Raw genomic sequence first — 13284 nt, forward strand, 5'->3', positions numbered from 1 at the left:
TATATTCACTATGAATATAAGAGTATATCATGATCTTCTTCCATAAAATACCTCATATAACGACCTTAACTGTATTTTTTATGTCATTTTATGCCTTATCTCAAAGCGAAACATTAAACTTTAAAGCCTTTGTCATTGAAGATGGTTTCGCTTCAGTAAATGCCATTCTAAAAGACAGAAATGGATTTATGTGGTTTGGAGGCGCCCATGGTCTTTATAGGTATGATGGATTTAAATTTAAGGCGTTCGTGTCTGTTGAAGGTGATGTATTGTCATTAAGCGACAATTATATAACCGCACTTTTTGAAGACAGCAATGGCTATATATGGATAGGTACGAGGCAAGGAGGGCTTAATATGTTTAATCCTATCGACGAGTCCTTTATAAGTCATAAAAATAATAATACGCCTTCTATCTATAAAGAGAATTATGTTACCGCCATTACTGAAGATTCAGAAAACAATCTTTGGGTAGGGACTATGGGCGATGGGGTGTTTTATTTGAACAAAAAACTAAATACTGTTGAAAATTTTCTTCATTATGACAACAATATTAATTCGATAACAAATAATGATATTTATTCTATTATTGCCAAGAACGGAAACGTCTGGATTACATCTAATACAGGTGTTTTAGATTGTTATAAGCGAAATCAACGTACATTTTATCACTATAACTATAGTGATAAAGCTTATCTAAGTACAAGGACCGGTCAACGCCTGTGCCTTGACCATAAAGGTAATTTGTGGATAGGCACGGAGGAGGAAGGGCTTTTTAAATTTAACATACAGGACAAATCTTTTAAACATTATGAATATCAAAAAGGCAATCAGTCCATTAGTTCAAACACCATCACCGATGTAAAAGAAGGAAAACCTAATGAAATATGGTTTACCACCGAAGGAGGTGGACTTAACCTACTCCATGCTAAAACAGGTGAAGTTACCGTTTATAAAAATGACATCTATAACAGAAATAGCATTACCAATAATTCATCCTATTCACTTTTTATAGATTCGAATTTTGACCTTTGGTTGGGTATGGGTGATGGAACCGTGAATAGGACCAATACCTCGCCTTTTGAAGTTTATCAATTATCTCCTTCGGTACCCACCAGTAGTTTAAGTTTTAATGTAGTTGTGTCGTTATACTTAAATAAAAATATTCTTTGGATAGGAACCGGAGGAGGAGGACTGGATAAATTTGACTTAAAAACGCGCACGTTTCATAACTATAGTCATAATGCTGAGAGTGCTCATTCCATTCCGTCAAATATTGTTATGAGCGTTATTCAGGATAGTAAGGGTAATTTATGGACCGGAAATTCTGTTGAGAATATTCTAGCTGTCAAAAAACCGGATTCCGATGAATTCTATGAGCCTGAGATCAAGATTAAAAGTGTGCATACCATAGTTTTTGATTTGGCTGAGGATGACAAAGGTCAAATTTGGATCGCCACCTATAATAGAGGCCTATATGTCTATAATAAAACACTTAAAAAATACATCAACTATCAATTTACTAATGATAGTGGTAACGGACTTGTGTTAGATAAACTATTGCGACTACTCTTTGACAGCAGTGGAAAATTATGGATTGGCACTTTAAACAATGGTGTTCAAATTTTAGATATAAAAAAGGAAGTGTTCCAATCGCTTCAGGACATTGGATTTGACCAGGTTCTTAAAATTACGAAACCTGTTAGAGACATCTATGAAGATTCTCAAAAGAATATATGGATAACTACTGAAGGTCAAGGTGTTTTTAGACTTAATATAAAGGATAATAATTTTAAGCACTATTCAAAAACACAAGGTTTTCCCAGTAATTCAGTTTATGGTATTATTGAAGATAACTCAGGTAATTTTTGGTTTGGCACGAATAAAGGAATAACAACACTTAACGGTTTAAACCATAACATTGTAACCTATAACACCTTTGATGGCTTACCTACAAATGATTTTGAATCGGGTGCGATTGCAAAAGCCGCAGATGGAAAACTTTTTTTTGGGAGCAAAAAAGGGTTGGTTTCATTTTATCCTAACAAACTTATAGTAAAACCGGAACCTATAAATTTGTTATTGACAAATTTTCAAATTTTTAATAAAAATATCCAGGTAAATGAGTTTATAGAGGGGTACAAACCCTTAGACACGTCAATTTTATTTACCAAGAATATCTCTTTACCCTATAATTTAAATAACTTTTCTTTTGACTTTGCCACTCCAGGTTATCCGGCACCGCACAACATTAAATACGAATATATGCTGGAAGGAATTGACGATAGGTGGATCAGTACTCCTTCAGAATATCATTTTGCCAGCTACTCAAGCATTCCTCCGGGGGCCTATACATTTAAAGTCAAAGCCATTGAAGAGAATAGTCTGGAAAAGGATAATTTTTCTGAAAAGCGTTTAAATATTATTATCACCCCTGTTTGGTGGCAAACCAAGCTGGCCTATTTTATATACTCCATAATATTGGCAACATTGTTATTGTTTATTTATTACAGTATAAAAAATAGAATCCGTTTAAAAAATGAATTGCTCATTGAAAAATATAAACATGAAAAAGAAGAAGAATTACATCAATCCAAAATAAACTTTTTCACAACTATTTCCCATGAGTTACGAACCTCATTAACTCTTATTCTTACCCCTCTGGAAGAATTAACCAAAATTAAAAATGTCAATAACAGGGTTAGCAACCTTGTTATGACTATGAACAGAAATGGCCAAAGGCTTTTTAACCTGGTAACCCAAATACTTGATTTTAGAAAGATAGAATCTGGCGTTACCAAATTAAAAGTAACCCAAGTAAACTTGAAAGATTTTTTTAACGAGTTGTGTATTCCTTTTTATCAATATGCCAAAGAAAAAGATATTCAGTTTCAACTCACGGTTTCCAATAGTTGCGAAGAAGGCTGGGTAGACACCAACAAATTAGAAATTATTGTCTATAATATGCTGTCGAATGCGTTCAAGTTTACTAAAGACAAAATTGATATCAATGTTGACTTAGACGAAAAAGATGAACGTCTTATCATCAAAATAAAGGATAATGGCAAAGGCATCCCGGAAGAAAGTATATCTAAAGTCTTTGAAAAGTTTTACCAATTAAATTCAGAAAAAAAAGACTCCTCAACCGGATCAGGTATTGGTCTGGCCATTGCTAAAAACTTAACAGATATTCATTATGGTGAAATTTTAATTAAAAGTGAACTAAATGAATATACTATTTTCAACATTATAATTCCAATCACTGAAAAGTTCTACAGTGATGATGAAATCGCAGATTCATTTGTCGATACCGACATTTCAATGGATGAAATTAAGGAAGGGGAAATTGTTAATGCAGAGCATTTAAATACCAATCTTTCTAATATAAAGCCCATATTACTTATTGTTGAAGACAACTTTGAAATAAGGAACCTTATTAAAGACCTCTTTTTAAACGACTTTAAGATAATTACATCATCAAATGGAATGGAAGGTTGTAAAAAAGCTTTTGAAGACATCCCGGATATTATTATTTCTGATATTATGATGCCTGAAATGAATGGTTTGGAACTTTGCAAAACGTTAAAAACTGATGTCAGAACCTCTCATATACCAATCATTCTGTTAACGGCCAGAGGGTCCCATGCTTTTCAAATTGAGGGTTTAGAGTATGGTGCAGATGATTACGTAACAAAACCTTTTAATCTGGACATACTTAAAGCAAGGGTAAAAAACTTAATTGAATCCAGAAAAGCCTTAAGAGAAACGTTTACCAAAGAAGTTTTATTAAAGCCTAAAGATGTAGCCATAAACAATGTAGATGAAATATTTATAGAAAAAATAATGGGCCTAATAGAAGAACACATGGCCGATTCAAAATTCACAGTTGCTAAACTGGCGAAAGAAATAGGAATGAGCCATTCGGTCCTATACAGAAAAATAATGGCTCTTACAGGTCAAAACATTAACGAATTTTTAAAATCCGTAAAACTGTCCAGGGCTGCACAATTAATACATGACAGCAATTATACTATTAATGAAATTAGCGACTTAACGGGCTTTTCAAATCCGAAATATTTTAGTACTTGCTTTAAGAAAAAATATGGTGTAACCCCAACCCGCTACAGACATCTTCAAAGTTAAGTGCATATATCCTTGCTTTTACCATAACTTCAAAACTACATTTACGGGAATCTTAGAGGGTAATTCAATACCTGAAGGCAGTACCCTTCTTATTTCCCTATTTCTAACAACTAACTCAAATGCCTCCCTAAATACAGCCTATCCCATTTCAGGGAAGGCTATATATAGGCTATATTACCCATGTCAAACTCAATCATTTAATAATTAATTTCTTGGTTATCTTACCAGCGTTTGATGCAATGTCAACAAAATACAGTCCGGAAGCAGGAATCAGCTTGTTCAAATCGTTAATTACAAAGCTGCTAGATGATCTGTGTTGTTTGGAGTTTTCATTGCTATTAAGTTCCCATGATCTTAACACCATCCCGGCAGCAGTTTTAATCTCAACCTTAACCTTTCCTACAATGGTATTTCCAAGTCTAACGGTAAGCATGTCTTCAGCAGGATTGGGATAGATCATGATATGTTCGTGTTCATCAATCTCCACACGTTCCACTTCTGTTTTTTCTTTTGCAATTTTGTTTCCGGCACTTGGTAAAGTCTTTAAATAAGCTTGAGCAAAGCGCTCACCCAGGGTTTTCTGCGACCTGTAATCATAATGTACCCCATCTTTATTAACCGTTAGATCTTTAGAGGAAACAATATAAACATGCTGTCTCGTACTGGCATATTCATGAAGCGCCTTATTCATTTCTTTTGTTTTCATAAAATGTTTAGGGGAGGCCGCTGCATCACGTCTTAGTTCCGCCATAAACCATGGCATAGTGGCATAAGAATTTTCACCCGTATGTGTCTTAAGGTCATTTCTGAAATCACTGATAAAACCATCTAGCTGGGCAAATAATGCTGTTTTCTGGGCAGGTGTAGGTTTTCCTCCGGGCCATATAAAAGCGGCAGTCCATTCTCCCTGTAGCATCAGGATAGCCTTTACCTTACTGTTCGTATAGTGATCCAGGGCATTTGTGGTTCTGGAAAGCGCTTCCCTGTAGGGGTTTTCTCCTGTATAGGCTTTTTTCAGGAATACCTTAAGAAAGGATTCATAACTCTTTGGTTTGGCAGGAGTATTCCAATTTTTTTGCCAGGTTTCCCACCGAAGCCCTCCTCGTGCATTCGAAATGAGCCCTACTTTTGTATTTGTACCTTGATACACTTTGGGGCCGAAAGTCCAGCCAACACTTACGGTCTGCCAGGCAGGAGGCACCAGTTCTACCGTTGAATACTTATTGATAGGGTTCGTTGCCGCCTCAAAGCGGTTATGCTCGTTGAGAAGAAAGGTATTACTTAAAGCTCCCTGGTCTGCAGCTTCTAACGGACAGCGCCCGTAATCCGTATTTGATTCATTACACCTTCCGCCGGTGTTAGATTGCCCAAGGATCAAGAACACATCTGTTGTTTCAGATTGCCCCAGGGCAGGAAGTGGGTGGTCCACCCGGTCATCATAATAGGTAGCTCCGTCCTGGAAAAGCACAAACTGGTCTAAAACAACCCCATTAATATCCTGAAACCTGAACATTAAATCTCTGCCCATCGCATAAACAACCATGGCACCATATTGTTCTACATGTGTCCCTCCTACAAGCGTAGAGGCATAGTTACCGGGAGGTACAGCTGTTAAACCTCTACCTCCTGTACCATTGACAATATATGTAAAACCGTTCACCTGATGCCTTTCATAAAAATTGGCTCCGCCCGATATTACAATATCTGCCCCCCATCGTTTGAATGGCCATCTAAGAACACTGTGCCCATTATTACCGGTTACACCCGAGGCATAAGGCGGGTGGTGAAAATAAACGATCTTAAACTTACTTGTAGAACGTTCTAATTTTGCTTTTAGCCACTGTGCCAGAACTGAGTTTTCATCAGCTATGGGAGTAGGGTTCCTTCCTGTTCTATTATTCGTATTTAAAGCAAAAAAATGAACATCTCCTTTTACGAAATCATAATGTTTGACCTGTTCGGTAGATTTTGAAAAAAAACTGCGCCATTTTTTTTCACCATCCAGGTTTGCCAACATATTCCCATTGGAATCCGTATAATCTATTTGTCCCGGAACCGGAAAAAAGCGATTTACATGGGGGCTTTCTGCACCGTGCTTCCCCGAATATGGCTTTATGTAATTGTGGAAAAACTTCCCCACATTATCATCAAAAGTAGTACCACCGCAGATCCCGGGAGAAAGTTCATGATAACTATCATTTCCAAGGGATAGCATAAAATCCGGTTTGGTTTTCCAATGATCCATATTATTGTTTATCATGGAAGCCACATTTTCTAAAGTATTTCCTCCAACCTTTTGAGCACAGCCGTAATTTCCGATAATTGCAAACGATTTAAAATCAAAAGGAAAATCAAACATACTAGGGAGGTCTGTGGTGGACACACCAGGTATTTTAATACTTTTAACCGTAGCATGACTAATAAATAAACGAACCACGACCGGCTGTTTGCTCCCTAAAGGGTATTTACCGCCACTGCAATCAATTTTTTCTTTTAAAGTTGGACCCCTGCGAAAAAACGTAAACCAACCATTATCCTTTGTTATAACACATGGCTCTTCCTTGTAAATGTTGGCTTCCTGGACTCGGCATGCAATATCTAGTGAACTTTTACAATTGGTAGGAATATCCAGTTTGTCCAGATATATGGTCTCATCCATAGGCTTTATACGATACGTGGCAGAGGTCTCATTAACATACCCTTCATAGATCTGCTTTCCAACTTTTAGGTTGCCTTGCGCATCCTTTTCAGTACTATATACAGCTAATTCTACCCACCCTCCCGGATCAATATCTGCAATGATTCCATGTGGGTTTCCTAATTTGATGGCATCACTAAAATTCATCCGAACCATGTTCTCAGCATTCGCACTTGGGGAATTTTCGGAGTGAATGTAGTGCCCAAGGCCTTTAACAGAAATGGTTCCCTCCTTTTGATTGAACTGAATCTGCGCCGTTAAAAGTGCCGGCAGGTATATAAACCATCCCAACAGCACCATGTATTTTTTAGTAAATATCATAATAAAAAAAATCAAATGTTACATCCTTTAATCAGATATGCGGTTAGTTAGCAGGCTATTTGACCACAATACGATGCGATTCCTCCAAGTCTTTACCCGTAACTTTCAGGATATATACCCCGGAAGGCAGTTTGTTTACATCAATAACAATATCATTGTTTCCTTCATTTACCTTAAAGTCGTTTATGGGTATTACACTACGTCCTAAAAGATCAAATATTTCCACTCCAATCTTTTGGTTTTGATCCTTAAGGATACCAATACTTAAGGTTATCTCCCCGTTTGTAGGATTGGGATGTACCCTGGATTTTAAAATAGGTTCTTCCACTACAACTTCCAAAGGCTCGTTAATTTTAGCTTTTTTCGAGAGTCTCTGTGATACTCTTTGGGTGTTTAGATTAAGCCCGTAACATCTGTTTGGCAAAGGGGCATCTCCTCCAATTCCACCCCATCCTGATATAGCATGCGAATGCCAACCAGCTGTTTCTTCGAATTGAAACGCAAATACCTCATCCTTTAAGTATAAGGTTGGGACATTTATAGCTGAACTCAAAGGATCCGGCAGCCTTTTATGATCTGTTAAATCCTGCCGTATTTTCGTTCGTATATTCTGGGAATATGACGCTATAGAATTCCCGACAACAAACAAAAAGTTATCGATATGCATCTTTGAATTACCGGTTACAAAACGGCCATCCACATTCACCGCTCCTATCATAGCATGGGTGACAGGCCGTTTATCAAAATTAAAGAACTTATTAATGCTGGGGCCCGGCCTGTAATAATTCAGGGTATTGCTCCCTCTAATTAAGACATTATCAACATACAGTTTAGGATCATAACCTGCGAACCCTCTATCATTTTCAATGTAAAAACTATGCCACTCATTGTCTATATACTTGTTATATGATCCGGTTTTATCTATATAGCATTGGTTGACTTTGCCATTATCCAGCTTGATAAAATAAAAAGCCTGATCATTAGCTTTTAAGTTGGCAGCCAGCTTAGTCGGATAGGGCAGCCTTGGATCTCCTGATCCTCTGGCGACCCTTCGCTTTAACGAATCCAATAGCGGACTAGGAATTTTGCCAACCCCCATTACAGTCATATTCAGGTATTCCGGTACAACTATTTTTTTGCCTCGCGTATCCGGGTAATAACTGTCCTCGCCTATAGAGTATAATATTGCTCCTTTTGCTGTGACACTATTTTCAATTTTAAAATTTCCGGCCACAATACCTTTATTGTCAGTACTCTTTAGCTTTTCCAGATTGGGACTCAGACTTACAAAGGCTTTATCTGTTGAATGATCCTTAGCCTCATTATAATTAAAAGACATATTCGAATTGTTCAATACTAAATGCTTATTGTTTACGTCCTGATAAGCTTTTATCTGGCTTGTATTAATCTTGGGTTTAAGCATAATAAAAGTGGACCCTAACCTGGACATGTATGGTCCCTGGTTATCTTTCTCCAATGGATAGCCATTCGTAAAATGCAGAGGTCCCCTACCGTTTAACCACATTTGAGAGGAACTACCCCCATCTAAATGCATAAAGTGATCATAACCTTTATGTCTTACAAAATTACTAACCTCCCAATTTCTCATACCCACTTTTTTAGTCTTCAATTGGTCGTTAACCAAAAATCCTGTACCTAATTCACCATCTATAACGCCAATATCAAGACGCCGGCCTTTAATTGCAATGAATGTACGCGCGTTAGGTACTCTGTCAAATATCCGGTCATATTGCCTATAGGCTAACGCGGAAAACTTTTTAACAAAGTTGTTTAACCCCAAACTTGCACAATTATTCCACCCGGTCTCTTTTGGGGGGTTATGATAGGGATCGGCCAGGAGACTACGTACGGCATTACCATCTGGTCCTAAATAAGCATCGGGAAAGTCAGGATAATTTATCATCCAAGAGGGTTGTAATTCAGTAATGCTATAATCCTTACTTTTGGTCATGTAGGTTATTCCTGTCAACGCATTATTATAGGTACTTGTTTCCGATTGAAAAAGGCCTGATATCACATTTACTAAGTTATTTCCACTTATAGATGCAGGCCTATGGCCTAAAGTTACCCTTTTGGTAGCCCCCCAACTCCAGGCAAAATAAGCTTCCCCTTTATGAGATAGTATTTGAGGTTTCGCTTTAATTATGCCCTTCTTTTTAATAAATGGCACTACCCCGGGAATACCATTATAGTCCCAGTCATACACTGTGCCATTCGTCAAAAAAACCGCACCATTTCTCGCCATAACCCTATTGGGAATATCTAACCAATAGGTTTTGGGAATTTCCACGTACTCGAAACAATCCATGACCTGCTCGTTCTTATTATCCGGATTATAGGACAAAAGCCCGTCTTCCCCTTTAACATTAAAAACATAATCCATTTCCAAGGTTAGCTCATCATTGGTATTGTTCAAATCTATCTCAGCAACAGTAATGCTTTGCCTACGCTTCTCTCCTTTTTTTATAGCCGGTTCAATAAACTTCGCTGCCTGGTTTGTTCCGCCAATATTCTGTATTCTTGTAGGGTTGGACACAAATATAGATTGCCAGTAATTGTTTTTAGCATAGTCGTATCTTTTTATGGTTATGCCTTGATCACTAAACGATTTTAATGCAGTACTACTTGCAATTGAGGGATGTCCACCTCCCCTGGTATAACTTTTGTCTTCATCAATACGTGTAACAAGCGTTCCTTGATTTAGGAGATCGGTCGGTGTTATTGGTGTGAGTGATTGTGCCCAGGTCCTATAGGATGCGACACCACCGGTTGCGGCAACAATAGCATCGGCTGCTTTTTCACAAGGTGAGTTCATGCCATCCGACGTATTCCAAACATCTGGTTTTAACCAGTTATTGATGGTTACGTTCGTTAAAGCCATGTCCCATTTTTCTTGTTTGGTCTCCAAATAAGCTTTAAATTTATTTCTAGCCGGTGATTTTGCGTTGAAGTGAAAATTGAGATTGGCATATGCATCTCTTGTCATGGCCGGGTTGTCTCTTACAATATTATCCCACACATAATTCAAAATTAAAGATTTAATAAATGCTTCCTCTCCTTCCTGCCAGTATAGAAAAGGCAACTGCCCTACCTTCGCTTCAAATGTGGGAAATGCTATGAGGTATTCATTAAGATTTACACCCCGAATAGCTGCCATTTTACTATTATTAGCTTTTTTGTGATACAGGGATGTATATGTGGCCAGGTGATACATATCCAGGGAATTTTTGGCTTTAATGATAAATTGATTAGGCGGACTAGGCATACTTTTTATGGCGATCTTAAAGTTTTCAATTTGAGAATCCGCCAGGGATGTTTCCCAGTCAACAATGGAAATTGGAGGGCCAAATAATTGACTTCCTTTTAAAATGTCGTAATCCTTAAACCCTGCACTTAAACCTTTTTCAGAACCAATCCTCATAATGTACATGCTACCTGCAGCATAATCTGTCTTACCGTTGGAAGCTCCAAAGTTTATTTTTCTTGCTAAGGTTTCCCCTGTGGCTATTTCGTCCACTCCAAAAAAAATCACATTCTCCACCTGATGGTCTATAAGGAACTTTTTATATTGGTTTGGAAGGTTTAACAATTTAATCCAGGCCACGCCAACATTTTTCATCGAAGGGTCATAACCAGCCGTTGCAAAACAGGGATACCCTGTACTATTGGCATAATCTGTTATACTCTTGACCTCTTTTAAGGACGTTGCACTGGTTAAAAAGTGAATGGGTAAAAAGGGAGCTTTCATTTGAAATGATATGTACGGCGCACTGGCAAGCCCGGTACCAATTATAACAGTTTTGATTTTTTTTCTAGGTCCTAAGTGCGTGTTATATAAATCAACCGTTTTATTAATAGATTGCTGCAAAAAATCCTGGTTACCCATAACTGGCACCGGTCCGCCACCATCCATATCCGGGGTTCCATCTGGCTTTTTACCCACATGCCATGTGTGTGAAATACCGTAATCTAATGCTGCCAGTGCTTTTTGAACGGTGTACTCGGCACTCATGCCGCCTTTTAATTTATATATGGGTAATCCCTGATATAATTCCCTGGAGATATCATATACGGATATCTGGTCGGAATTTGCCGCGGTGACCCTAAAAAAGGATATAAATTGTTTAAAGGTATGGGACTCATTTTTACTTTTATTAAGAATATTGTACTTTATGTACAACCCGTAGTTATCATTTGGTAGTGCGGCTCTGGTAAAGTCTATCTTTTTATTTATATAGGAATGTTTGTTATCCTTTTCAATGGTGATGTCCGAATTAGAACCTTTTTTTACATAATCGTTAGGATTCTCTTTTGTAAGACTTTCTATAAAAAATTCAATACCAGACAATTTCACCTCAGTGTCAAGATTATTTTTAAGATCCGCAGAAAAAGTAATGGATCCCGATACTGGGTCTTTTACACGAATATTTTCAATGGTGATTTGCTTGCTGTACATAGTCAAACCCCGTTTAAACAATCCAACAGGAGTAACTTCTCCAATCCCGGGAATCTTTAGTTTTTTAACTTCCGCCCCATTCTCAATTTTTAATTCCACAATAACAGGTTGTTCGTAATCATAATATTTTTCACACTCATAATCTTCATCATCTACGTTCGATACAAAACTCTTCAGATACCTAAAAAAATTACGCAATCCTTGCATTGCAGTTCTTTTCTTACAAGAAGCAACACGATGATCAGTTGCTCTGAATAAATCGAGACCTTGTGTGAATACTTTAATTTTATTGCCTTGGGTGCTCACGACGATCTTGTTTCCAGATACTACTATCTTTTGAGTTTTTTCGACATAGTCTCGACTGGTTTCATCACTATAGATCTCATAAATCTTATGACCCTTGGCTCCTTTCCCATTATTGCCATCCTTGTTATAAGACCATAGGGTCAGGGTTACTTTTCCATTATTATTCCCTTTAGCTACATCAGCTATAATTCCTCCCCTTAAGGCATTTTGTGACCCACTATAGAGTTCCCTATAATTCAGCTTTATCATATCCAGCAATTGAGGGTCTGCTGAGGCATCACCTATATGCGTCACAAATGTTCTGGTGCCATACTCAATTAAAGCTTTCGTGTCTTGATTCCAGGAAGTTCCTTTATTCACCTGTGCACCTACATTGTTTATGATTAAAAAACAGATTACCAAATAAAAACCAAGTCCACATACCTGATTTGACATATTTACTTTTTTAAAATTCATCATTTTGTTCTACTTTTACTTATTTATTGCCCCAGAACAACATATATTCATGTGAGACAGATGAGCATGAAGACATTTGTTTATTTATTGAGAACGAATATCATTTTTTTAATACATCAAGATTTTCGTTCTCCTCTACTTCAAAGATTGTATGTTTTCTGGATTATATAGTTGTTTTTCGTTAAACAACCTTTTAATGGTTATTTTTATATCAAATTTATTACGCAATACTGCGGTTTGAAAAAGACCTCAGAAACCGTTTCTGTTGTCATTGCTATAGGTCAGTTTAACAAACGTTAATTCTTAAGTTACATACAAACGACCATAAAAATCCCACATCATTAAAACATGTGTGTTTATGGCTATTATTCCATACTTTAATGCTTTCTTAGGTGTTCTGCATTAGGTATTAGAATAAACATTCTGTTAGCCCAAGTCTCCTTTTTTTACAATATAGAGTCACCATGGGATTTTCTTTATTTGCGCCTTAAAATAAAAATGAAACCACGGTCCTCTGAAAACTGACTTAGTGTAGTGTCTCAGTCAAAACATGCTTAAAATTTATAATATCGATAGCCAAATCTTCTTTTAAAGAACATATAGCCAAGCAATAACATTATCTACGCTATGCTTTGAATTCTAAATAAAGAACTATTTGTCTTTAAGTAATGCTATCTTAGACTTTAATTCTTCAATCTGCTTTTCCTGCTCTATGGTATACAGCATAAGCTCTTCTACCTTCTTTAACATTTTTTGGTCCATTTCAGGCAGCGACCAGCCACGTGCTGCCACTTCTGCCTTAGATGGAATCTCAGGAAGGTGTTTGTTTTTCTTAACAAAACGTTCTACTTCAGATAACTCAGGCAATTCATAATCGGGTTCAA

3 protein-coding genes and 1 pseudogene are annotated in these 13284 nt (G+C 37.1%); 1 reads left to right on the forward strand and 3 read right to left on the reverse strand.

Features of this window, described 5'->3' with window-relative positions:
* Positions 1-80: 80 nt before the first annotated feature.
* Positions 81-4142 (forward strand): hybrid sensor histidine kinase/response regulator transcription factor, encoded by a 4062-nt coding sequence (locus Q0983_RS12750; protein WP_299553814.1) that lies wholly within the window; start codon positions 81-83, stop codon positions 4140-4142.
* Positions 4143-4335: 193 nt separating this feature from the next.
* Here the strand turns inward: Q0983_RS12750 and Q0983_RS12755 are convergent, their stop codons facing one another.
* From Q0983_RS12755 to Q0983_RS12765, 3 genes and pseudogenes are all read right to left on the reverse strand, one after another.
* Positions 4336-7161: a sialate O-acetylesterase gene (locus tag Q0983_RS12755; protein WP_299553816.1), complete on the reverse strand. Its 2826-nt coding sequence runs from the start codon at positions 7159-7161 to the stop codon at positions 4336-4338.
* A 55-nt stretch (positions 7162-7216) separates the two neighbouring features.
* Positions 7217-12403 carry a T9SS type A sorting domain-containing protein gene (locus Q0983_RS12760; RefSeq protein WP_299553819.1) on the reverse strand — a complete coding sequence of 1729 codons (5187 nt, stop codon included), beginning with the start codon at positions 12401-12403 and terminating at the stop codon, positions 7217-7219.
* A gap of 648 nt (positions 12404-13051) precedes the next feature.
* Positions 13052-13284, reverse strand: a pseudogene (locus tag Q0983_RS12765) (hypothetical protein); the annotation flags it as partial.

It is taken from the genome of Seonamhaeicola sp. (assembly GCF_028281565.1).
Lineage (GTDB): Bacteria > Bacteroidota > Bacteroidia > Flavobacteriales > Flavobacteriaceae > Seonamhaeicola.

Excerpts from the sequence above, each read along its gene's own strand:
- Q0983_RS12750 (WP_299553814.1), top strand. The coding sequence starts at position 81 with ATGTCATTTTATGCCTTATCTCAAAGCGAAACATTAAACTTTAAAGCC.
- Q0983_RS12755 (WP_299553816.1), bottom strand. The coding sequence starts at position 7,161 with ATGATATTTACTAAAAAATACATGGTGCTGTTGGGATGGTTTATATAC.
- Q0983_RS12760 (WP_299553819.1), bottom strand. The coding sequence starts at position 12,403 with ATGATGAATTTTAAAAAAGTAAATATGTCAAATCAGGTATGTGGACTT.